Origin of the sequence: Moraxella sp. K23 (genome assembly GCF_041154765.1) — a bacterium.
GTDB classification, from domain to species: domain Bacteria; phylum Pseudomonadota; class Gammaproteobacteria; order Pseudomonadales; family Moraxellaceae; genus Faucicola; species Faucicola tetraodonis.
Genome location: NZ_AP031595.1, coordinates 2,169,910 through 2,192,461, shown reverse-complemented (window position 1 = coordinate 2,192,461; position 22,552 = coordinate 2,169,910). Strand labels below are relative to the sequence as shown.

Here is a 22,552-nt window from a genome sequence, read left to right as displayed (position 1 = left end):
GTATGGATTTTGATTTTAATTTGATTCTTGTCCCTGCGACCTTGATTTTGGGCGCTATTTGGCTACTGGATAAATTGGTACTAAAGCAAAAGCAAAGCAAAGGATTGGAGAAATCGACTGCGCCGGTGCGATGGGCGTATGATTTTTTCCCGATTTTAGCGATTGTGCTCGTAGTGCGCTCGTTTTTGATTGAGCCGTTTAATATTCCATCATCGTCGATGGTGCCAACCCTGTATACGGGTGACTTTATTGCGGTCAATAAATACGCATATGGTATCCGTTTGCCACTGGTGAATACCAAAGTGCTTGATTTAGGCGCGCCGCAGCATGGTGATGTGGTGGTATTTCGCTATCCTGAGAACCCAAAAATTTATTATATCAAGCGGGTGATTGGTGTGGGTGGTGATACGGTGAGCTTTAACAACGGGCAGTTAAGCGTCAATGGCAAAGCGATTGCGACCACGCCAGCGAATTTTACCCCTGACCCTAAGATGACAGCGCAGCTCTATCCGCCAGGTAAAACCGAGACCGGTGAGCTTGTGACAGCTGAACAAGCAGCGCAACTGGGCAATCAAGAAGAACAAACAGCCCAGTATGTGCAAGAATCGCCCAGTAGCAATCATCAACATTTGGTGCGCTATTTGGGTGACAAAAATTGGTTTCAATATGCCAGCTTTTTGCAGCAAGCCTCACCTCAATTGATGGTAAGCCAAGGTCAACAATGGCAAATCAAAGTGCCTGAAGGACACTATTTTGTGATGGGCGATAACCGTGATCGCAGTGCTGATGGTCGTTTTTGGGGGTTTGTACCTGATGAGAACCTAGCGGGTAAAGCCGTGTATGTGTGGACGCACAAAGCCAGTGGATTAAGTCTACCCACCTTTAATCGCAATGGCGCAATACACTAACCGCTTGCTTTAAAAAATTGGATATCAAAGCCTTTGTTGTTGAGAATATTTAATTAACTAAAGCTTACATTAACCTATCTTGAGCGATGATAAAAGGAGAATACGGCATGAACCTACCAAGTCATCAGCGCGGCGCCAGCGTCACGGGTATCGTGATTATGATTGTACTCATCGTCGTGTGTGCCAAACTCGGTTTAGCTATTATCCCTGCCCAAGTCGGTCACTACCAACTCAAAAAATCGTTGGCTTTTGAACTCAAAAAGTCCAATGACAACAAAGAAAGTGTCAAAGATTTTTTAGGTAACGTCAATTCCCAATGGAATATTAACGGTCTCAGCCAAAAGGCAGAGGACGTCGTGGAAGTGGTGGATAATACGCCAGGTGCGATGTCAGTGAAACTGACATACGATGAAGCAAGCAACTTTTTAGGTAACGTCGATATCGTCAATCGCTTTGAAGATACCATTAGCGCAGAAGATGCCAAAGTCGCCAAGCAATAGTTATTAGTTATTAGTTATTGAGCTTGTAGCCCCAATCTTAAGTAAGTGATAGCCATGTGATGATTTAAATGGCGAATACTTTTCTAACAATTTGAAGCAGATGAATTTACCAATCACTATCCCTACCTTTAATCTCAAAAAACTACCGCCACAAGTGCGTCAATTAACCGCGCTGTTTTATCAAATGGGTTATCAGTTTGATAATGTGAATTTACCCATTATGGCACTCATGCATCGCTCATTTGATAGCGAACACAATTACGAGCGATTAGAGTTCTTGGGAGATGCATTGCTCGGTGTGATCATCGCAGAGGCCTTGTTTTTGCGCTATCCCGACTATAATGAAGGTCGGCTCAGTCGCTTACGTGCATCGCTTGTGCGCGAAGAAACCTTGGTGATTATCGCAAAGCAGCTCAATTTGTCAGATTATTTGATTTTAGGGGTGGGCGAGCGTAAAGGTGGCGGTCGTCAACGCGCCTCAATCTTGGCAGATAGCGTTGAAGCCTTGATTGGCGCCATCTATCTTGATAGTCAAAATTTTGATACGGTTAAGGCTTGTGTGCTGGCGTGGTTTGAAGATTTGTTCGAAAAAGTGAAAGAACAAAAAGTGCTAAAAGATGCCAAAAGCCGTTTACAAGAGCTGTTGCAAGCACACCAACTTGCGCTGCCCCGCTATGAAGTGACCGAAACCATTGGCAATGCCCCCAATCAAATTTTTGTGGTCAGCTGCCAAGTCGACATTGTTTTTGACAATAAAACCGCCAAACCCATAGCACCGACCCAAGCTTTAGTCACAGCACAAGGGGAAAGTCGCCGTATTGCCGAGCAGCGCTGCGCCGAAGCCATGCTGGCTAAAATCAGTGATTTGTTACCCCCGCTGCGCTAATTTGCCGACCTGCCATACCGTCAACACCCAAATTTGCTGAAATGCTTACTGAAATTTGCTCAAAACTATTCTACAATAATTTGTACCCTTTAAACCAATGTTGAGATCCCACTTTATGTCTAACCAAGCAGACGCTACCCAACAAACAACCACTGACCCAGCTGTCGACAATCCATCAGCGGACAACAACCAGGATGTTATCAGTCAATTCTTCAGTGGGCAAAGTGAAGCAGCGCCCGTGCGCGCAGTGGATTTTCGCACGGGTTATGTAGCCATTGTCGGACGTCCAAACGTGGGTAAATCAACGTTAATGAATCATGTGTTGGGTCAAAAATTGTCGATTACCTCGCGAAAACCCCAAACCACCCGCCATCGCATTATGGGAATTTTGACCAACGAGCAACTACAAGCAATTTTTGTTGATACCCCAGGTATCCATGGCCGCGAAGTGCGCGCTATCAATGAGCGTATGAATAAAGCCGCAACCTCGGCTTTGGCAGACGTTGATGCGGTATTGTTTGTGATTGATAGCCTAAAATGGGTGGAAGATGATGAGCTGGTGTTTGCCAAAGTGCAAAATTTGGGTGTCCCTGTGATTGCAGTGATTAATAAAAGCGACACCATTAAGGACGAAGCTCAGCTGTTCGCGCTACTACAAAAACTGCATGACACCCAAGTATTTAGTGATATCGTGCCCGTATCTGCATTACGGGCGCATAACTTAGATGAGCTAGTACGAGTCATCGGTAAGCACTTACCAATTGCAGCACCAATCTATGATGCAGAGCAAGTCACTGACCGTTCAGAACGCTTTTTAGCCAGTGAAATCATTCGTGAAAAAGTGATGCGCGCATCGGGCGATGAGATTCCTTACGATTTAACGGTGCAAATTGATACCTTTAAGGATGAGCCCGCGCATCAAGACCCAAAAACAGGCAAATGGCGTAAAGCCGTGACCTTCATCGATGCCACGATTTTTGTCGAGCGTCAAGGTCAAAAGGTGATTGTCATCGGTGATAAAGGCGAAAAAATCAAACAAATCGGCATCGAAGCGCGCCAAGACATGGAAAAAATGTTTGATAAAAAAGTGATGCTAACACTGTGGGTGAAAGTCAAAAAAGGCTGGTCAGATGATGAGCGTGCGCTAACGAGCTTGGGCTACTAGGCTATAGGCTACTATGCGCAATCAACTGCTAACAGGTTATATTCTGCACCAAAAGCCGTATGGTGAAAGCCGTAGTTTAATTTACCTGTTTAGTGAAGAATGGGGCGTAGTACATGGTATCGGTAAAAAAAACTTACCGCTATTTATCCCCATACAATTTTTTGGCAATGGTAAAAATAGCCTAAAAACCTTTAGTCAAAGCCAGATTTTGCAAAATCACATTATCCTCACCGGACAAAGCCTGTATGCAGGCATGTATCTCAATGAAATTTTGCAAAAACTATTGCCTGTTGAAGAGCCGTTTGCTGAGATATGGCAAGCATACCAGCAGTGCGTTGCAAACATGGCAACGCTGTTTGTCGACCCAGCGCAATCGCCATATGATATGACCCGTTTAAAGTGGTATTTAAGACGCTTTGAAAATGTATTGTTTGAACAATTAGGCTATGGGTTCGATTTTGCTAAAGATGCGTTAGGGGATTTAATAATCCTATCGCAGCATTATCAATACCAACTACAGCAGGGATTTATGCCAGTTTTACCCTTGGATAAAACCGACATAGCATTAACAGGTGAGCAGCTGCTAACTTGGTATCAATGTTTGCAAGATGAAACGATGTTTAACCAAATGATGCAACAAGATTTTGATTTAGCCAAACAATTGGTCAATAGCATCAGTGCGATGCACCGCCATTTGATGGATAATTTACTCAATTATCAAACCTTGCAAAGCCGAGAACTTTGGCAGCAGCTTACCCAATATCAATAAGCTTACTCAGTATCAATCATAGACAAAATAGGGAATGTCATGACCAGCAATCAACCCTTACTTGGTGTCAATATCGACCATATTGCAACCTTGCGTCAAGCGCGTGGCGTGGCGTATCCCGATCCTGTGGCAGGTGCGTTAATTTGTGAGCAGGCGGGGGCGGATGGTATTACGCTGCATTTGCGTGAAGATCGTCGTCACATTCAAGATGATGATGTTTATCGGCTCGCCAAAGTCATAACCACTCGTATGAACCTTGAAATGGCAGTCACTGACGAGATGGTAGCGATAGCCTGTGATGTTAAGCCAGCTTGGGTGTGCTTTGTCCCTGAAAAACGCCAAGAACTGACCACCGAAGGCGGGCTTGATGTGATTGGTAATCAGCACAAAATAGCCAGTGCGATTCAACAGTTACATCAAGTCGGCACTCAAGTATCACTATTTATTGATCCAGAGTTGGCACAAATTGATAAAAGCATTGCGCTCGGGGCAGATGCCATTGAACTACACACAGGCGCTTATGCTGACTATTGTTTGCAACATGACCAAGTTAAAATTAGCCATGAAATCACCCGTATCAAAACAGCCGTGACTCATGCCCACGAGGCAAAAGCAAGTTTACTGGTCAATGCAGGGCACGGTCTTACCCGTGACAACGTTGCACCCATTGCTGATATTGATGGCATCCATGAACTAAACATCGGTCATGCCATTATTGCAGACAGTGTGTTTATGGGACTTAGCGAAGCGGTGAGCGCAATGAGAAAAGCATTTACAGCAAAAGCCTAGCTATTAGGGGCAATTAAATTGTTCAACTGAGTAGGGCTTATATTTAATAATGCCTGTTTTACTAAAACTTACCTTTAGTCGATTATCGACCTTACCATCTAAAGGGCAGTATTGAATATTACCCATATAACCAATGGGTCTAGCGTTTTCTGGCTTAAAAATAATATAGTTGTTATTCAGCGAGATATTTGCCGTCAGCACCCCCCAGGACAAATCTAACGTAAGCTGATGATTGAGTTTATCTACCGCTGCCTCATAGCTGTTATTGTTATTTTTATCGATAAAGCTAATCAGCTGATGACCGCCAGTTGTCACGCAAGCCAAGTTATCATTGGCGACACAGGCTATCACAGGGTTTTGATAAATCAACGCCTCTTGTTTTGCACTGCTTAAAAAATTCATTAAGCTTGAAGCGGTGCTTTTTGCTTCCATTTGCTTTAAGCTGTTGGTAATAGTAATCGAAGCCATCGCTACGATGATAGATAAAACAGTCAAAACGACGACTGTTTCAATTAAAGTAAACCCCTGTCTTTTTATTGAGAATACGTTGGCTTTCGAATCATTCATGCTATTAAAGCTACCGGTTAAGTGATGATGGGATAACACAATAAAGGACTTTAGTTCATTATTATATAGAGTTCAAAAGAATTAACAAACAAATATTGAACTATAAGGTAAGGCTGGTGGCTAGAAAGTGAATGAAAGCGACTAAACGACTGATGTTATCAGGTAATGGAATGTCTATTCTAGATAGTAAGGATTTCATAGGCACAGATGGGTTTAAATGTTCAAATACCTATTGTTACTGGTTCTAAAACATTATTGAGAAAAAACTGTTGTGCCTGAAACGTAAATGTCTCATTTATTTAGTAAGTGAATGTCACTAGAATGTATCATTTAGTGACAGTATGAATTTAAGATATGGTAAATTTAAATAGACTGTATTAAAATCCTTTTCGAGAGAAGTGTATAGTTTTGATGTGTAATGTCGAATCATGATGGTTGTTGAATTCTTAGTATCGAGCGTAAGCGATTAGCTTGGCTACTAAAAAATAAAAATATAACATATTGTGATGTTCGTGTAATATTGTGTAGCAATGTAAAAAAAAGAGTTGTAAACACAATTTTTAGGCGTTAAGCTATATTTAACAAGTTCATAAAGTACATGTGTTTTGATGTGTTATTTTGTGAATTAACTGTCAAGTTATTTTAATTTAAAATAAGCGAATCCTTTGGAGGACTTCTATGAAGCTAAATAAAATCGCTCTAGCAGTTGTTGCTGCAGCTGTTATGCCAGTAGCCGCTAACGCAGGCGTTACTGTTACACCTTTACTACTAGGTTATCATTATGTAGACGGCATCGGCAAAACTGAAGACAAACAAGGCGAACAATTTTTTGGTGCTCACCAAGATAACGACTTATACACTGGTGCAGGTATTGGTATCGAATTGACACCAACTATCGCGCTTGAATTAGAATACGGTGAAACTGATTCTGATGTATTGACTGGCAATGGTAATAAAGTTAACGGATGGGATTTTAAACAAAAATCATACTCAGGTAACTTTACTATCGGTACTGAAACCTTCAGTGGCTATACTAATAGTCCATTCAAGCCATATGTGTTAATTGGTGCAGGTCAATCTAAAACTTCTTTAGTCAATGGTGACAACAAATATACTTCTAAAGACACTATCGGTAACTTAGGTCTTGGTGCTTACTACCGAATCAATGACGCATTAAGCTTACGTGGTGAAGGTCGTGCGATCTATAACTTCGATAATGATTGGTGGGAAGGTCTAGCGTTAGCAGGTCTTAACGTGGTTCTAGGTGGTCACTTGGCACCAGCCGCCCCAGTAGTTGAGCCTACACCTGTTGAGCCAATCGTTGTGACTGATGGTGATGACGACCAAGATGGCGTACCAAATAGCGTTGACAAATGCCCAGGTACACCATTAAACGTTGTTGTAGATGCTGATGGTTGCCCACGTGAAATCCCAATTGACGATGCGTTGCGTATGGAATTACGTGTATTCTTTGACAATGACAAAACTGTCATCAAAGATCAGTACAAACCAGAAATCCAAAAAGTTGCTGAAAAAATGAATGAATATCCAAATTCAACAGCTTCTATTGAAGGTCATGCTTCAAAAACTGGTCCATCTGCGCGCTATAACCAACGTTTGTCTGAAGCACGTGCAAATGCGGTTAAATCAATGTTAGTTAACCAATTTGGTGTTGCACCACAACGTATTAGCACAGTGGGTTACGGTTATGACCGCCCAATCGCAGACAATAATACTGCTGAAGGTCGTGCAATGAACCGTCGTGTATATGCTATCATCACTGGTAACAAATCTGGTACAACCGTTCAAACTAAAGACATGAACGTACAATAATTAGCTATTAAATATAAAAAGCTACCCTCGTTGGTAGCTTTTTTTATTTTTATTATCAGCTATAAACTCAACTTAGATAAATTTAATCTATTTTTAATGATAAGATGTTATACTACCGCGTGTTTTAATTTCCCTTCCTAGCCGAATTTTCAAGAGCTATTTTTTTATGTCAGATTCAATCAAAAATCTTCGCAATATTGCGATTATTGCCCACGTTGACCATGGTAAAACTACTTTAGTCGATAAACTGTTACAACAATCTGGTACTTTTGGTGAGCGTGCCGCAGAAGTTGAACGTGTCATGGACTCTAACGCATTAGAGCAAGAGCGTGGTATTACCATTTTAGCCAAAAATACGGCGATCAAATGGACCAATCCTAAAGACGGCGTTGAATACCGTATTAACATCGTCGACACCCCCGGTCACGCCGACTTCGGTGGTGAAGTTGAACGTGTGATGTCGATGGTTGACTGTGTGTTGTTATTAGTTGATGCCGTTGATGGTCCTATGCCACAAACCCGTTTTGTGACCTCAAAAGCATTTGCCCGTGGCTTAAAGCCAATCGTGGTTATCAATAAAATTGACAAACCAAGCGCCCGTCCAGACTGGGTCATGGATCAGGTGTTTGATTTGTTTGATAATTTGGGTGCGACAGATGAGCAGCTAGATTTTCCAATCGTTTATACCTCTGCCATGAATGGTATTGCAGGGTTAGCGCCTGACGAGCTTGCAGAAGATATGCAGCCATTGTTTGAAACCATCGTTAATGTTGTTGAGCCACCACAGGTGGATACGGACGGTCCATTCCGTATGCAGATTTCAAGCCTTGATTATGATAACTTCAAAGGTTTGATTGGTATCGGTCGTATTCAGCGTGGGTCAGTTAAAACCAATACGCCTGTAACAATTGTTGATAAAGAAGGTAATAAACGCAACGGCCGTATCCTACAAATCATGGGTTATCATGGTCTTGACCGTATCGAAGTACCTATGGCACAGGCAGGTGATATTGTATGTATCACAGGTATCGATGCGTTAAATATTTCTGATACTATCTGTGATCCACAAAACGTGGAAGCCTTACCACCGCTAAGTGTCGATGAGCCAACCGTATCGATGACTTTCCAAGTCAACAACTCACCATTTGCGGGTAAAGAAGGTAGATTTGTAACGTCGCGCAATATTCGTGAGCGCCTAGAACGTGAGTTAATTCATAACGTGGCACTTCGCGTGGAAGATACCGACAGTCCTGATAAATTTAAAGTATCAGGTCGTGGAGAACTTCACTTGTCTGTATTGATTGAGAATATGCGCCGTGAAGGTTTTGAACTGGGTGTGTCACGTCCAGAAGTGATTGTTCGTGAAATCGAGGGTGAGAAACAAGAGCCATTTGAAAATGTGATTTTTGATGTTGAAGAACAGCACCAAGGCGCGGTAATGGAGCAAATGGGCTACCGTAAAGGCGAATTGACCAATATGGAAGTTGACGGCAAAGGTCGTATCCGTATTGAAGCGGTAGTACCGTCACGTGGTTTGATTGGTTTTCGCTCTGAGTTCTTAACCATTACCTCAGGTACCGGTATCATGACCTCAAGTTTCTCACATTATGGTCCTGTCAAAACAGGCGATGTGGCAAAACGCCAAAATGGTGTGTTGATTTCTATGGTGAATGGTACTGTATTGGGCTATGCGCTATTTAACCTTCAAGAACGTGGTCGTATGTTTGTATCACCGCAAACTGAAGTCTATGAAGGTATGATTGTTGGTCAAAACTCACGTAGCGATGACATGGTAGTCAATCCAACCAAAGCAAAACAGTTGACGAACGTGCGTGCCAGTGGTACCGATGATGCGATTATTTTAACGCCGCCAATCATTTTTACCCTTGAACAAGCGCTTGAATTTATTGAAGATGATGAGCTGGTTGAGGTGACACCAAAATCAATTCGTCTACGCAAAAAATACTTGACTGAAAATGAGCGTAAACGTAACGGTCGTAAATAATAGCAGATTTAAGCTATAAAATTTTGAAAAAGCCTAACATTTATTTACAAAAAGCTTGTACCTGTTACGAGCTTTTTTAATTTAATCTACACACTGGCAAAGTAAAGGTTTAAAATTTTACACAATTCCTTATGATGATAAGGGCTTTTTAGTCAACGATTGTAGCAACTATTTTGAAGGTAGGAGAAGTAATATGAGTATGATGTCAGAATTTAAAGAGTTTGCCCTCAAAGGTAACGTGATGGATTTGGCAGTGGGTGTCATCATCGGTGGCGCATTTGGTAAAATCACTACGTCGTTGGTAGAAGATATTATTATGCCGATTATCTCTGCGATTATGGGCGGCAGAATCGACTTTACCAATATGTTCGTGGTATTAGGTGATGTACCTGCAGGCACCGCTATGACGTATGATGCACTGAAAAAAGCTGGCGTGCCTGTGTTCGCTTATGGTAATTTTGTCACCATCTTAATCAACTTTATTATTTTGGCATTTATCATTTTTATGTTGGTGAAAGCCATGAACCGCCTACGCCGTCAAAGCGAAGCGCAAGAAGCGGCTGCACCAGAACCTTCAGAAGAAGTACTATTGCTACGTGAAATCAGCAGTAAATTAAGCAAATAACGGTTTGTGCCCACGCTGATAGATTAAAATTTCAGCCCATGTTATTTATAAATGAAAAAAAGCCTCCATGATAACTGGGGGCTTTTTATTGATTGCTAGTCAATCTACATTTTTTATCTATAGATATTCATCAGCTAACGACAGTAAGGCAAGTTATGACAAAGCGGGTAATCGTGCTTGGTGCAGGGGTGGTGGGTGTCACCACTGCTTGGCAGCTTCGACAAGCAGGGTTTGAGGTAACGGTAATCGAGCGTGAAAGTAGCGCTGCATTGTCAACATCGTTTGCCAATGGTGGGCAAATATCTGTGTCACATGCTACGCCTTGGGCAAACCCTGATACACCCTATAAAGCGCTAAAATGGTTATTGCGAGAAGATGCGCCATTGTTGTTTCGCTGGCGTCGGTTGTTGGGTTTGCCGGGCAATGCGGGACAAGATACAGCCCCTGATATGGCGCTATGGCGTTGGGGTTGGCAGTTTTTGCAGCAGTGCAATGCGAAAAGTGCCGATGCTAATTTGGTGCAGATGGTCAATTTAGGATTATACTCTCGGCAAGTACTGGGGGAAGTCAGGGCGCAAACAGGCATTGATTATGACTGTCTAACACGCGGTATTATGCATTTTTATACCGATCATGCTGAGTTTCAAGCAGCGATAGCACCCACTAAGCGGATGCAGCAATTGGGTTGTGATCGGCAAGTGATTAGTGTGGATAAAGCGATACAATTAGAGCCTGCGTTAACTGGTATTGGCAAAGAATTGGTTGGGGCGACTTATACCGCACTTGATGAATCAGGGGATGCCCAAAAATTCACCCATCGCTTGGCCGCACTTTGTCAACAGCAAGGGGTAACATTTTTATTTAATACCGCCATCAAACGACTTATTTATCATAACCAACACATTGACGGTGTGGAAGTAATGTCCGTTGACAGCAAAGATAATGCCGCTTTGCCAGCGCAGTCACAGATACTGTCCGCGGATGCTTATGTACTGGCGTTAGGGAGTTATAGTCCTGCCTTAGTCAAAGCATTGGGTATCAATTTACCCATCTATCCTGCCAAAGGCTATTCAGCCACGTACCCCGTGTTGCGACCCGATGAGACACCTTATGTGAGCTTGATTGATGATGAGTTTAAACTGGTATACTCGCGCTTAGGCGATCGCTTGCGAGTAGCAGGAACGGCTGAATTTAACGGTTTTAACCTTGAGCTAAATCCCGTTCGTTGCCAAGCGATTACGCGGCGGGTAAGAGAGGTGTTTGGGGATGCGGTAGATTTGACTCAGCCAAATTATTGGACAGGGCTGCGACCGATGACACCGTCAAATGTGCCGATTATCGGTCGCGCGGTCAATCGCCAAGGACGTATTGATAATTTGTATCTCAACACCGGACATGGCACTTTGGGCTGGACGCACTCGAACGGCTCAGCAAAAGCGATTGCTGATATCATGCAAGGACGTCAGCCACAAGTAAATTTTAACTTTGTGGGCTTGCAGGATTAAGGGATTGGGTTGGGATGCTGGCAGATTTTGGAAAGGTCACAGTAAAGGTCGAGCCTTTGCCAACTGTGGAGGTGATATCAAGAGTGGCATGGTGCTGATACAAGACATGTTTGACAATTGCTAACCCCAAACCGGTACCCCCTGTCTCACGGCTTCGACCCGTGTCCACGCGATAAAAACGCTCGGTTAAGCGCTGAATATGGCGCTGCTCGATACCAATGCCATTGTCGGTCACGCTAAAACATACCCCCGCGTCATACTCATGCCAGCTAATACTAATCTCACCACCTTTGGGGGTGTATTTCATGGCATTGGTAATCAAGTTACTGAGCGCACTTCGCAGATAATCTTCATAACCCAAAATATGTAACGTGCTGTCGATATGCAAATGAATCATATGGTCGTATGACTTGTTGTACATCTGCGCATCGTCAAATAATTGCATCAGCATTTTGGGAATATCAATGTCTTTGGGCTCAGCGGGCTTTTCATCATTTTCCAACCTAGATAATAATAGTAAGTCATTGATGATGTTATTCATGCGCTGACTTTGCTGCATCATCTGAGTAAACGCGCGAGCAATACGCGGATCTAACTCAGGCTGTTCACTCAAAGTCTCCACATACCCCATGATGACGGTAAGCGGCGTGCGAAGTTCATGCGAAACATTTGCCACAAAGTCTTTTCGCATCTGTTCTAAGTGCTGAAAACGGGTGACATCATAAATCAGCAGTAATTTTTCTTGCCCAAATTTGGTAATCTTGCACTGCACATAGCGCTCGATATTAGACGGGTTATGGATACGCACACCATCTGGATAGTCTTCAATGTGGTGATAATATTGATGAAAAAGCGGGTTGCGAATAATGGTCAACACATTGCGACCTTGGTCGGGCGCTTTAAATTGAAAAAGCCGCTCGGCAGAGTTGTTCCACCATTCGATACAGTCATTTTTGTCAATCAGAATAATCGAGTCTTGCAATGCGCTCAGCGAGTCGCGCACTTTTTGCACTAGCGAAACGGTTTGCTGATGCGCCAATTTCTCTTGGCGATTGACTTGGTAGATATTGCTGGCAACGACACTAAGGTTGGACTCAAATGCAGGCGGCGGCTCATCGGGGTTTTTGTTGTACCATGCTTTAAAGCGTTGTATCGACCATAAAAAATATAGCTGATACAGGCAAAGCCCTATCGCCAGTCCCCAACCCCAAAACCCTAATAGCCCGCCAATGAGCAGCCCCGCAACCCCAACTGTCACCACGGGTAAAATGCTCGCCCACATATTAATTTTTCTAGCGTCCATTGAGAAAGCTTACTATAGCGAAGTTGGGATAAGTTGGCAAAAATTTCAATGCGATTAATCAGACTATTGTTAGTCGATTTTATTAGAAAAGCGATAGCCTGTGCCACGTACAGTTTGGATATAGTCCGCAAACCCAAATGGCTCAAGCACTTTACGCAGGCGGCGGATATGCACGTCAATGGTACGATCTTCGACATACACATTGCCACCCCAAACTTGATCGAGTAGCTGGGTACGGGTATAAGCGCGCTCAGGATGACTCATAAAGAAAGCAAGTAGCCGATACTCTGTCGGTCCGATATCCACCGCTTTGTTATTGGCACTCACGCGCTGGCTGGCAGGGTCTAGTGACAAGCCGCCTACGTCAATGGGTTTTTCGCCTGACAATGCGCTACTACGGCGCAATACCGCTTTGATACGGGAAACCAATTCACGGGTGGAAAACGGCTTGGTGATATAGTCATCTGCCCCTGCATCAAGTCCTTGAACTTTGTTGTCTTCTTCGCCTTTGGCGGTGAGCATGATGATAGGAATTTCAGAGAGCATTTCATCTTTCTTTAGGCGGCGGCATAAATCAATACCTGATAGCCCATTGGGTAACATCCAATCTAATAAGATGAGGTTGGGGCGATGATCGACCGCCAAATGGTGGGCTTGAGAGACTTCTGAGGCTTGCAAACAATCAAATCCTGCCATCTCTAATGTGGTTACGATCATTTCTCGAATGGCAGGCTCATCTTCCACTACCAAAATAGTTTCATTTTTCATAAATTTCTCAAGCGATAAAATAGGCAACTGTTTGTCAAAATAATTTTATGACAATAATATTACAATGCCCATATTACAACTTCAGAATATGACAAAAAAATGACAATGATAAGCTTTTATGGCTTTTATTTGTGGTATCGTAAAAAATTCGGCGTTTCACTCAATTTTTATGACTTAACACAGGTCGCATCATAGTTCAAAAATAAAATTTATCGGACCATCATTGCAACTGCTGACTTGCATATCTGCGCCAAATTCGCCTGTTTGCACAGCGGCATATTGCGTCTTGGCATACGCTACTATCTGCGCAAACAAAGCTTTGGCAGTGTCGGGCGCCATCGCGGGCTTAAAATCAGGACGTCTACCCGATTGGGTATTGGCAAGGAGGGTAAACTGCGACACTAACAATAAGCCGCCATTAACCTCTTGCACGTTTTTATCCATTTTGCCTAGCTCATTTTCAAATACGCGATAGGTGAGGATTTTATCAATTATTTTTTGCCCCATCGCGAGCGTATCATCATGCCCAAGGCCAAGGTAAACAAGTACGCCGTGTGCAATCTCGCCGACGATTTGTTGTTGGTGAGGCGCTTGGCCAACTTCTACTTTGGCAAATTTTACCCGTTGTAGTACTGCTTTCATGATTTTTCCTATCCATCAGTTTAAGCGTAAGCGGCTTAACTTAAAAGCTAGCTTGTCGCTTAACTCGTAGCCCAGTGTTTAATATACCGTGATTCTAAGGGGGATTTTGATTATAATAAGCCAACTTTAAAATGCCAATCTCGAGTAACTTATGACCTTGTTTACGACGTTACAATCGCTTGTCCCACAACAAAAAATCAGTGAAATCGCAGGTCGTCTTGCCCAAAGCCGTCATCCGATGGTGAAAAAAACCTTTATTCGTACCTTCGCTTCGGTATATGGCATCAAGCTAGAGGAATATGCGCGCGGTAGTTTTTCTCAGTATGACAGTTTTAATGATTTTTTTACCCGTGAGCTCAAAGATGGCGCGCGCAAGATTGATGATGACCCAGATGCGCTGATCTGTCCTGCAGATGGCATGATATCGCAATTGGGGCAAATCGATAAAGACCAAATCCTGCAAGCCAAAGGCAAATCGTATGAAGTCGGGCAATTGCTCGCCGATTATGAACTTGGCAAAGCCATGCAAGAGGGAAGTTTTGTCACCGTGTATTTGGCACCGACCAATTATCACCGCGTGCATATGCCGTTTGACGGTACCTTGGTAGAAACCATCTATGTGCCAGGACAGTTATTTTCGGTCAATAATGAGACCGCTGAAAACATTACCGATTTGTTTGCGCGTAACGAGCGCTGCGTGTGTGTGTTTAATACCGAATTTGGTAAAGCTTGCGTTGTGCTAGTCGGGGCGATGATTGTAGCAGGGATTGAAACAGTGGCCACAGGTAAAATCAAACGTAGCGATCGCGTGCAGCGTCAAACCCATCACATGACGCTGAAAAAAGGCGATGAACTTGGGCGGTTTTATTTGGGCTCAACGGCGATTGTGATATTACCAAAATCAGCGGGCATGGCTTGGGGCGCAGGTCTTTATAATTCAGTGCCAGTGACAATGGGGCAACGTCTCGGTACTTTTTTGCAGTAAGCTGTCAAGGTATTTGCTAAAAAAGGTAGCAAAGGCTGCCTTTTTTATGCTGTGTTTTAGCCAATCTGCATGGTTGATTGCTCACATAAACTAAACGATAACGAAAAATATTTTAGGAAAATTTGTTTATAATAGCCGACTTATGATTTTTGCCTGCTTTTTTATTTAGACACGCTTTTTTATTTAAATTGATCACTATGAACCTACCGCAAACACCGCAACCACAGCCATCGCATGACTTAGACTATCCGACAGTTTGGATTATGATTTTGGGGTTGATTATTGCCATCGGTCCGCTGTCGATTGATATGTATTTGCCGGCTTTGCCCAGTATGGCAAAAGATTTTGGCGTGGCAACGGCTTTTATGTCCAATTCGGTACCTGCCTATTTTGTGGGATTGGTAGTCGGGCAGTTGTTTTATGGTCCGATTTCGGATCGGATTGGGCGCATTAAGCCCTTGTATGTGGGCATGGTATTGTATGTGATTGCTTCGGTGATGTGCGCCACCACCACCAATGAATACGTGTTGTTTGTCTCACGAACGCTACAGGCATTAGGCGCGTGTGTGGGAACGGTGGTTTCACGGGCGATGATTCGTGACCGCTTGCATCCCAAGCAAATGGCAAAAGCATTTTCGCTGATGGTCCTAGTGATGGGGATTGCGCCGATTTTGGCACCAAGCCTAGGGTCGTTGCTGTTAAAAGTCGCCAGTTGGCGGGTGATTTTTTGGTTTTTGGCGGGGTTTGGTATTTTAAATATCGTGCTGACCCGGCTGTTTTTGCATGAAACCTTGACCGATGAGTTTCGCAACAACCGTCCGATGAATGACGTGCTCAGTCAATACTGGGATTTGCTCAAAGATACCCAGTTTAATTATCCTGCGATTGGCGCAGGGCTGCTGATGGGTTCGATGTTTGTGTATATCAGCGCGGCACCTGAGCTAATTATGGAAGGGTATGGGGTCACGCCGCAGCGTTTTAGCTGGATTTTTGGCATGAATGCGGCAGGTTTTATTGGGTTGACACAGGTCAACCAATGGCTGGTGAACCGTTATCGTCTAGTCAGCTTGCTGAGATTTGGGGCGGTGATGCAAGTAATCGCGGCGGCATGTTTGATGCTGCTAGGTTTGGTATTTGGCACGCAAGCTTGGCTGCCGTTGGTGCTCGCCAGTATTTTTTGTTGTATTGCAGGGTTAGGACTCACTCAGCCCAATTCAGGTGCCATTGCTTTGGCATTTCAAAAACGCCGCGCGGGCATGGCGAGTGCCTTGCAAGGCTCACTTAACTTTGTCGTCGGTATTTTTGGCGGCTTAGTATTAAATATCCTGCCCTTTAATCCCGTTGCCAAGCTAGGTATTACCATGTTTATATTGATGACTATTGGCGCATTTTTGGTATTTCAAATCGACAAAAATCTTGATGTGGCGGATGTGGACTAAGGATTAATCAAACCGATACACATCCATACCCAAACTAAAATGGGCAAAACTTTCATGCACGATACTCATCTTTGAGCCTGCGCCTGCCGCAAAAAATAACGGCAATAAATGTTCAGGGGTGGGGTGATTGTAATGAGCAAATGGATGCGCCCGCCAATCTAAAGCCGTTGGCATATGTTGTTTGAGTTGATGAATCAACCAATATTTAAATTCACGTGCCTCAGCATCCACCTCACCGCTATCAAACTGTACCTGCGCCAAATTATGGGTGACACTGCCAGAGCCGATGAGTAATACTTGCTCTGCCCGCAGCGGTGCCAATAAAGCCCCCAACTGAAAACACGCATAACTATCAAAATGCTGCGGTAGCGAAAGCTGCACAATCGGCACATCTGCCTGCGGATACAAATGCACCAGTGGCGACCATACCCCATGATCAAACGGACGCAGTCGATTGACGGACGTGCTAACGCCCAAAGCCTGCAACTGCTGTGCCAGCTGCTCAGCAATCAGGCTGTCGCCTTTGACAGGATAATCGATGGTATACAGCGCTTTTTGAAAGCCGCTAAAATCATGCCAAGTAGCGGGCGCCGCATTGCCATTGATTTCTAGATGCTGGCTTTGCCAATGCGCAGAGATGATGATAATCAAGCGTGGTTTTGGCAGATTTTGCCCAAATTTATTGAGCGCTTGGGTAGTGCGGTTGTTTTCGATAGCAATCGTCGGCGCCCCATGTGAAATAAACAGACTGGGCAAGGTATAAAGCGGGTACGGTGTTTTGGGTAAAAATGGCTGCAGGCTGATTGGTTGTTTTTCGGTTTTTTCCATCAATTTTCTTAAAGTTGCCGTGATAAATAGAAATGATAACGAATTAATAAGGATTAACTAAAAAGGATTAATAGGTTAAATAAGGGAAAAATTCGCAAAAACAAGCCATGTCAGCGATTTCATACATAATCAAACATAACAGGTTAACTGGAAAAACTTAAAAATAATCACCACGATGATACGGATGATGATGGATAATGGTCATAGCGCGGTACAGCTGCTCCATCAGTAGCACGCGCACGAGCGGATGCGGCAAGGTGAGATTGGACAGCGACCATTTGAATGTCGCATGGGCTAATACCTCTTTTGAAATGCCATCAGCACCCCCAATCACAAACGCCATGTCATCACCCAGCTGCATGGCTTCGCCAACTTTAGCCGCTAAATCTTCGGTTGATAGATTCTTACCGCGGACGTCTAGGCAAATCAGCTGCTCGCGCTTGCCTGCTGAATTTTTGGCTTGGTGCGCTTGCAAGATTAGCCCGCCTTCGGTGATGGCATATTTTTCAAGTTCGGCAGGCGAGGGGTTCTTGGTACGTTTGCAGGCGGGGATTTCAACGATTTCGGTGCTGAGCATGGGCTGAATACGTTTATAATAGTCGTCAAATCCCGTCTGCACCCAAGCTGGCATTTTTTGTCCAACGGCTAAAATTCTTGCTTTCATGGGTTCCCCTCTGTTATTTTTTTGACCAATCTATGTCGCTGTCTATATCACTGTGGTAATTCACCGTTAGCCATTGAACACTCGCTATCGAAGCCAGCTATATTAAGGCTTAATTCCAGCTATATTAAAGCTTAAAACGAACCATTTAAAAACCCACCATTTAAAAACGCTTGCAACGCACCCATATACAATGCGATAAATCCTAAATCAACCTAAGCTGAGCTAAAGCCTGAACTAAAGCTAAGCTAAGCAACAAAATTTTAACATGATTTTATCGCTGTGATGGATAATACTTCCCCTAGCATTTAACGAAGGTGATAAAATAATTTGCATGACAAAGTTTAAATGACAAATTTTAAATGATAAGAAAAGACGACAACAATATGAAAAATTGGCAAGATCCCAATGCCGCTGTTGAAGCAGCCAACTATGACAACCCGATTCCAAGCCGTGTACTGATTTTGCAAACCCTACTTGAGCGCGGACAAGCTACCCAACACGAGCTTGCGACGATTTTTGATTTAGATGACAACGAATACGACGCACTGGGCAACCGCTTAAAAGCCATGCTGCGGGATGGACAATTAAGCCGTGATGCCGACGGCGGCAATCCTTACATTTATCGCCCATTGACTGAGAACGATGCCGTGACTGGCGTGGTCGCTGCCCATGCCAAAGGCTTTGGCTTTGTCGTGCTTGAGGATATGCCAGATTTATTTTTGAATGAAACTGAAATGCGCTGGGTATTTCATGGCGATAAAGTAAAAGCCATCGCTACTAGTACTGACAACCGTGGTCGTATGATGGGTCGTGTGTTGTCAGTGGTATCCCATGCCCAGCTACAATATATCGGTAAACTTGCAAAAGATGACGATGGTTACTTTGTAGAACTCATTAGTCCAAACAATCATCAACCGATTACGGTGACGGAAGAAAACGTCGAAGCGCTACAACTCAAAATTGGCGACCCCGTCAAAGTCGATATCATCGACTATCCCACCCAACATGAATATGCGACGGGAAAAATTACTGAAAGCTTGGTCGATGATAACGAGCGTGAATTGATTATCAAAACCACGCTGCTAAATTACGATATTCCCCATGAGTTTAGCCCAAAAGTCATGCAGCAAGTCGATGCATACAAAGAGCCGACACAAAAAGACTATCAAGACCGTATCGACTTACGGGCGTTGCCGCTAGTCACCATTGATGGCGAAGACTCGCGCGACTTTGATGATGCCGTCTATGCCGAAAAACGTCGTGGCGGTGGCTACCGCTTGGTCGTCGCGATTGCCGATGTCAGTCATTATGTGACTGCCAACTCAGTACTTGATCAAGAAGCCTATGAGCGGGGTACATCAGTTTACTTCCCGCATTTTGTGGTGCCGATGCTACCTGAAAAACTCTCCAACGGGCTTTGCTCTTTAAACCCAAGTGTTGACCGCTTGTGTATGGTAGCCGACATCATACTATCGCGTAGCGGCAACGTGACCAGCTATGAGTTTTATCCAAGCGTGATGCACTCTCAAGCGCGATTGACTTATCACCAAGTCAATGATTATTTTGCCCAAGTTCAAGGGGAAACGCCCAAATCCGAAGTGCCTGTCACTATCACCGGTAATAAAGCGGTCAAAAAATCAATCGATGTGCTGTATGATTTGTACAAAGTGCTATTGGTCAAACGCGAACAGCGCCATGCGATGGAGTTTGAAACCCAAGAGACTTATATCAAGTTTGATGAAGCCGGCAAAATCAGCGCCATCGTGGCACGGACGCGTGGTGACTCGCATAAGCTCATCGAAGAGATGATGCTATTGGCAAATACCTGCGCGGCTGAGTTTTCGCTCAAGCATGAATTGCCAGTCTTGTATCGCAATCATGATACCCCAGAGGCAGAAAAAGCCGCTCGCGTCAGTGACTTTGTGAAGCATTTTGGTTTGTCATTTCCTGAAGAAAATCCCACACAGGCAGATTATCAGCGTATCATTGAAGCGACACGCGGGCGCCCTGATGCGATTAGTATCCATAGTGTGCTACTGCGCTCCATGCAGCAAGCCAACTATGCACCGACTAATATCGGACACTTTGGGCTGGCGTATGAGGAATACAGTCACTTTACCTCACCGATTCGCCGTTATCCCGACTTGATGCTACACCGTGCCATCAAAGCGAAAGTGACGGGCAAAAAGGCGCCACTGCCAGATTGGTCGCTAGAAGATGCAGGTGAACAGACCTCAATGACAGAGCGCCGTGCCGATGAAGCCAGCCGTTTTGTTGAGCAGTGGCTCAAAGCCCATTATATGAAAGACCATATCGGCGAAGAATTTGATGCGGTGGTTACCACAGTGACCAATTTTGGCTTGTTCGTGACCCTCACCGATTTATTCATTGATGGCTTGATTCATATCTCGCATTTGGGCGAAGATTACTTTGTATATGATGACAAGGCGCAGCAGTTATTTGGTGAAAAATCAGGACTGGTGTTTGGACTCGGTGATAAGATCCGTGTCAAAGTCGCTGCCGTCAATATGGAGACCCAGCAGATTGATTTTGATTTGGTGGCACAGCTGGAAAAATCGTCATTTAATAATCGTGGTAAAGGCAAAAGTCACGGTCAATCGCAAGCGGCCTCTAATTCTAAGGCTCAATCCAATCCCAACGCGCCATCTAATCCTAACGCTCAATCTAAGCCAAATGAGAACGTCAGGAAAGCAAAAAGCGCTAAAAATAAAAGTAACGCGCGCAACAAATCTCGCTAATAAAAAAAAGGGCAATACAATTTGCCCTTTTTTATCGTTGAGACAAATACCTGCTAAAACAAAAAACGTCTTTGACTATTTAATCTTAGCTATTTGATGTTAGCGATTTAATATTAGCCACTTGATGTCCTTTTAACCATTGTTGCTTGGCGGTGCTACAATCACTGATTATTGCGTGGTTTTCTCTGCGCTCGCCAAATTGTTGGATGAGGTTTGGGCGGCTTGATTCAAATCTGTTGTTGCCTTATCAAGCACTTGTTTGGGCTGCTCGCCAATCGATGACGTATCGTTTGATGCTATGGCTAAGGGCGCAGAGGCGGCACTACTATTGGCTTGATTGGATGCAATGACTTGCTGGGTACGATGTGATGATATTAGGTTAAAAATGGCGAGTGCGGTGATGCCTAATATCGCAAAAATAATGAGTAATTTTGGTTGCATGAGGATTTCCAGTGTAGCGTCAATTTGGCTAACCGATGTCTAAAGCCTGTGCCTGTGGCCTAAAACGTCAAATCGGGTTTTGCTAGGACAAAAATTGACAGTCATGTCTATAAAAATTGCTAGGCTACCTTTGTGCAAAAATCATGCAAATTTAATCTGTTAATCTTTAGTTTGGCAGCAGACTGACTTCGGCACTAACCGGCAAATGGTCAGAGAGATTTGACCAAGGTTGTCCCTTATGCACCCAAGCACGGTGTACTTGTAGATTACGCACATAGATACGGTCAAGGCTTAATACCGGAAGCTTGGCAGGGAAGGTGGGCAGTAATTTGCCATGGTGGGTCAGCACGGCTTCTTGTAAATTAAGGTCACAGCCAAGCTTTTGACAGGATAATTTTTTCCAGTCATTGAAATCGCCTGCCAATATCAGCGGCGTGGATTGGTCGATTTCATTATTGATATACTGGCTCATCACCTCATATTGTTTTTCACGGTCATTTTCCATCAGATTTAGATGCGCGCAAAGCACGATAATGGGCGTATGCCAACCTTTGGGCTGAATTTCGCAGTGCAACACACCCCGCTGCTCAAGGCGGCTCACTGTGATATTGACATTGTGTTTGGGGTCGAGCGGATGGCGACTTAGCACCGCATTGCCATGATGACCGTGGTTATATTCGACGTTTTTGCCATAGCTGTTTTCAAGCTGTAGATACTCGCCAAACCATTCATGTTGGGACTGGTCGGGAAATTCATTGTATTTCACTACGCGTTTGAGATTTTGACCTTGGACTTCCTGCAAACAGATAATATCAGATTGCACTTGGTTAAGGGCAGCGGCGATGCCTGCCATTTTGACAAAACGATTGAGGGGTGACATGCCTTTATGGATGTTATAACTGGTGATGATTAGGCTGTTTTTTGCTTGTTGGGCGCCTGCTACTGGGTTAGACACTATTTCGTTAGAAGCTACTGGGTTAGGTGTTATTTTTTTAGGTGTTAGTGAGCGCATAATAAAATCACAGTGATAAACATGGCATTATTTTAACGTGAAATTGTACCGCTGGCTTGTTTTGACAAAAAATTGTCACAATATAATGGTTGTCGACATTTATGTCGCAAACCTATTTAGCAAAATAGGGTGACTTTGCCAAGCGTTGCGGTTTTTATG

Annotated in this window: 21 protein-coding genes; 13 read left to right on the top strand and 8 right to left on the bottom strand. The window is 43.9% G+C overall.

Annotated features, from left to right (window positions below):
• Positions 1-2: 2 nt before the first annotated feature.
• The 6 genes from lepB (at position 3) to pdxJ (ending at position 5,017) form a co-directional block, all read left to right on the top strand.
• Positions 3-908, top strand: a complete 906-nt coding sequence (lepB, locus tag ACAM37_RS09685; RefSeq protein ID WP_369626110.1) for a signal peptidase I — start codon at positions 3-5, stop codon at positions 906-908.
• 107 nt (positions 909-1,015) lie between these two features.
• A complete protein-coding gene (locus tag ACAM37_RS09680; protein WP_159676759.1) occupies positions 1,016-1,408 on the top strand; it encodes a DUF4845 domain-containing protein in 393 nt (130 codons plus the stop codon).
• A gap of 100 nt (positions 1,409-1,508) precedes the next feature.
• The gene (gene rnc / locus ACAM37_RS09675; RefSeq protein ID WP_065253827.1) at positions 1,509-2,294 is read left to right on the top strand and encodes a ribonuclease III; all 786 of its coding nucleotides are present in this window, start codon (positions 1,509-1,511) and stop codon (positions 2,292-2,294) included.
• A 115-nt stretch (positions 2,295-2,409) separates the two neighbouring features.
• On the top strand, positions 2,410-3,459 hold the full coding sequence (era, locus tag ACAM37_RS09670; RefSeq protein ID WP_369626109.1) for a GTPase Era: 1,050 nt from the start codon (positions 2,410-2,412) through the stop codon (positions 3,457-3,459).
• Between the two features lie 13 nt (positions 3,460-3,472).
• Entirely contained in the window at positions 3,473-4,228 is a 756-nt protein-coding gene (gene recO, locus ACAM37_RS09665; protein ID WP_369626108.1) for a DNA repair protein RecO, read from the top strand.
• Between the two features lie 39 nt (positions 4,229-4,267).
• Entirely contained in the window at positions 4,268-5,017 is a 750-nt protein-coding gene (pdxJ, locus tag ACAM37_RS09660; RefSeq protein ID WP_096489452.1) for a pyridoxine 5'-phosphate synthase, read from the top strand.
• Positions 5,018-5,020: 3 nt separating this feature from the next.
• Here pdxJ and ACAM37_RS09655 read toward each other — a convergent pair whose 3' ends face one another.
• Positions 5,021-5,584, bottom strand: a complete 564-nt coding sequence (locus tag ACAM37_RS09655) for a GspH/FimT family pseudopilin (RefSeq protein ID WP_050324852.1) — start codon at positions 5,582-5,584, stop codon at positions 5,021-5,023.
• Between the two features lie 678 nt (positions 5,585-6,262).
• On the opposite strand from ACAM37_RS09655, the gene ACAM37_RS09650 reads away from it, so the two are divergent.
• The 4 genes from ACAM37_RS09650 to ACAM37_RS09635 all read left to right on the top strand — a co-directional run bounded on the left by ACAM37_RS09650 (position 6,263) and on the right by ACAM37_RS09635 (position 11,552).
• Entirely contained in the window at positions 6,263-7,417 is a 1,155-nt protein-coding gene (locus tag ACAM37_RS09650) for an OmpA family protein (RefSeq protein ID WP_369626107.1), read from the top strand.
• A 166-nt stretch (positions 7,418-7,583) separates the two neighbouring features.
• Positions 7,584-9,422: a translational GTPase TypA gene (gene typA / locus ACAM37_RS09645; protein WP_369626106.1), complete on the top strand. Its 1,839-nt coding sequence runs from the start codon at positions 7,584-7,586 to the stop codon at positions 9,420-9,422.
• Between the two features lie 193 nt (positions 9,423-9,615).
• Positions 9,616-10,047, top strand: a complete 432-nt coding sequence (gene mscL, locus ACAM37_RS09640) for a large conductance mechanosensitive channel protein MscL (protein WP_036595296.1) — start codon at positions 9,616-9,618, stop codon at positions 10,045-10,047.
• Positions 10,048-10,139: 92 nt separating this feature from the next.
• Positions 10,140-11,552: a D-amino acid dehydrogenase gene (locus ACAM37_RS09635; RefSeq protein WP_369626105.1), complete on the top strand. Its 1,413-nt coding sequence runs from the start codon at positions 10,140-10,142 to the stop codon at positions 11,550-11,552.
• Here the strand turns inward: ACAM37_RS09635 and phoR are convergent.
• The 3 genes from phoR to dtd all read right to left on the bottom strand — a co-directional run bounded on the left by phoR (position 11,527) and on the right by dtd (position 14,265).
• On the bottom strand, positions 11,527-12,834 hold the full coding sequence (phoR, locus tag ACAM37_RS09630; RefSeq protein ID WP_369626104.1) for a phosphate regulon sensor histidine kinase PhoR: 1,308 nt from the start codon (positions 12,832-12,834) through the stop codon (positions 11,527-11,529). The two genes, ACAM37_RS09635 and phoR, sit on opposite strands and share 26 nt — an antisense overlap.
• Before the next feature lie 90 nt (positions 12,835-12,924).
• Positions 12,925-13,623 carry a phosphate regulon transcriptional regulator PhoB gene (gene phoB / locus ACAM37_RS09625; RefSeq protein ID WP_036595303.1) on the bottom strand — a complete coding sequence of 233 codons (699 nt, stop codon included), beginning with the start codon at positions 13,621-13,623 and terminating at the stop codon, positions 12,925-12,927.
• A 189-nt stretch (positions 13,624-13,812) separates the two neighbouring features.
• Entirely contained in the window at positions 13,813-14,265 is a 453-nt protein-coding gene (dtd, locus tag ACAM37_RS09620; protein WP_369626103.1) for a D-aminoacyl-tRNA deacylase, read from the bottom strand.
• 151 nt (positions 14,266-14,416) lie between these two features.
• On the opposite strand from dtd, the gene asd reads away from it, so the two are divergent.
• Both asd and ACAM37_RS09610 read left to right on the top strand, forming a co-directional pair.
• Entirely contained in the window at positions 14,417-15,250 is an 834-nt protein-coding gene (asd, locus tag ACAM37_RS09615; protein ID WP_144918469.1) for an archaetidylserine decarboxylase, read from the top strand.
• Between the two features lie 197 nt (positions 15,251-15,447).
• Positions 15,448-16,689, top strand: a complete 1,242-nt coding sequence (locus ACAM37_RS09610) for a multidrug effflux MFS transporter (protein WP_369626102.1) — start codon at positions 15,448-15,450, stop codon at positions 16,687-16,689.
• A gap of 3 nt (positions 16,690-16,692) precedes the next feature.
• Here ACAM37_RS09610 and ACAM37_RS09605 read toward each other — a convergent pair whose 3' ends face one another.
• Complete coding sequence (locus ACAM37_RS09605; RefSeq protein ID WP_369626101.1) at positions 16,693-17,517, bottom strand: DODA-type extradiol aromatic ring-opening family dioxygenase; 825 nt, start codon at positions 17,515-17,517, stop codon at positions 16,693-16,695.
• Between the two features lie 157 nt (positions 17,518-17,674).
• Positions 17,675-18,181 carry a 23S rRNA (pseudouridine(1915)-N(3))-methyltransferase RlmH gene (rlmH, locus tag ACAM37_RS09600; protein ID WP_076775891.1) on the bottom strand — a complete coding sequence of 169 codons (507 nt, stop codon included), beginning with the start codon at positions 18,179-18,181 and terminating at the stop codon, positions 17,675-17,677.
• A gap of 383 nt (positions 18,182-18,564) precedes the next feature.
• On the opposite strand from rlmH, the gene rnr reads away from it, so the two are divergent.
• The gene (gene rnr / locus ACAM37_RS09595) at positions 18,565-20,940 is read left to right on the top strand and encodes a ribonuclease R (RefSeq protein ID WP_472826346.1); all 2,376 of its coding nucleotides are present in this window, start codon (positions 18,565-18,567) and stop codon (positions 20,938-20,940) included.
• 168 nt (positions 20,941-21,108) lie between these two features.
• On the opposite strand, the gene ACAM37_RS09590 is transcribed toward rnr, so the two are convergent.
• Both ACAM37_RS09590 and ACAM37_RS09585 read right to left on the bottom strand, forming a co-directional pair.
• Complete coding sequence (locus ACAM37_RS09590; RefSeq protein ID WP_050324861.1) at positions 21,109-21,381, bottom strand: hypothetical protein; 273 nt, start codon at positions 21,379-21,381, stop codon at positions 21,109-21,111.
• 166 nt (positions 21,382-21,547) lie between these two features.
• Positions 21,548-22,336 (bottom strand): endonuclease/exonuclease/phosphatase family protein, encoded by a 789-nt coding sequence (locus ACAM37_RS09585; protein WP_369626099.1) that lies wholly within the window; start codon positions 22,334-22,336, stop codon positions 21,548-21,550.
• Between the last annotated feature and the right edge of the window lie 216 nt (positions 22,337-22,552).

What these genes read in the sequence shown, in the direction of transcription:
- ACAM37_RS09605 (WP_369626101.1), bottom strand. Translation starts at nt 17,517, where the DNA reads ATGGAAAAAACCGAAAAACAACCAATCAGCCTGCAGCCATTTTTACCC.
- dtd (WP_369626103.1), bottom strand. Translation starts at nt 14,265, where the DNA reads ATGAAAGCAGTACTACAACGGGTAAAATTTGCCAAAGTAGAAGTTGGC.
- asd (WP_144918469.1), top strand. Translation starts at nt 14,417, where the DNA reads ATGACCTTGTTTACGACGTTACAATCGCTTGTCCCACAACAAAAAATC.
- mscL (WP_036595296.1), top strand. Translation starts at nt 9,616, where the DNA reads ATGAGTATGATGTCAGAATTTAAAGAGTTTGCCCTCAAAGGTAACGTG.
- pdxJ (WP_096489452.1), top strand. Translation starts at nt 4,268, where the DNA reads ATGACCAGCAATCAACCCTTACTTGGTGTCAATATCGACCATATTGCA.
- rlmH (WP_076775891.1), bottom strand. Translation starts at nt 18,181, where the DNA reads ATGAAAGCAAGAATTTTAGCCGTTGGACAAAAAATGCCAGCTTGGGTG.
- ACAM37_RS09590 (WP_050324861.1), bottom strand. Translation starts at nt 21,381, where the DNA reads ATGCAACCAAAATTACTCATTATTTTTGCGATATTAGGCATCACCGCA.
- lepB (WP_369626110.1), top strand. Translation starts at nt 3, where the DNA reads ATGGATTTTGATTTTAATTTGATTCTTGTCCCTGCGACCTTGATTTTG.
- ACAM37_RS09655 (WP_050324852.1), bottom strand. Translation starts at nt 5,584, where the DNA reads ATGAATGATTCGAAAGCCAACGTATTCTCAATAAAAAGACAGGGGTTT.
- typA (WP_369626106.1), top strand. Translation starts at nt 7,584, where the DNA reads ATGTCAGATTCAATCAAAAATCTTCGCAATATTGCGATTATTGCCCAC.
- phoR (WP_369626104.1), bottom strand. Translation starts at nt 12,834, where the DNA reads ATGTGGGCGAGCATTTTACCCGTGGTGACAGTTGGGGTTGCGGGGCTG.
- phoB (WP_036595303.1), bottom strand. Translation starts at nt 13,623, where the DNA reads ATGAAAAATGAAACTATTTTGGTAGTGGAAGATGAGCCTGCCATTCGA.
- recO (WP_369626108.1), top strand. Translation starts at nt 3,473, where the DNA reads ATGCGCAATCAACTGCTAACAGGTTATATTCTGCACCAAAAGCCGTAT.
- rnc (WP_065253827.1), top strand. Translation starts at nt 1,509, where the DNA reads ATGAATTTACCAATCACTATCCCTACCTTTAATCTCAAAAAACTACCG.
- ACAM37_RS09680 (WP_159676759.1), top strand. Translation starts at nt 1,016, where the DNA reads ATGAACCTACCAAGTCATCAGCGCGGCGCCAGCGTCACGGGTATCGTG.
- ACAM37_RS09650 (WP_369626107.1), top strand. Translation starts at nt 6,263, where the DNA reads ATGAAGCTAAATAAAATCGCTCTAGCAGTTGTTGCTGCAGCTGTTATG.
- era (WP_369626109.1), top strand. Translation starts at nt 2,410, where the DNA reads ATGTCTAACCAAGCAGACGCTACCCAACAAACAACCACTGACCCAGCT.
- rnr (WP_472826346.1), top strand. Translation starts at nt 18,565, where the DNA reads ATGAAAAATTGGCAAGATCCCAATGCCGCTGTTGAAGCAGCCAACTAT.
- ACAM37_RS09610 (WP_369626102.1), top strand. Translation starts at nt 15,448, where the DNA reads ATGAACCTACCGCAAACACCGCAACCACAGCCATCGCATGACTTAGAC.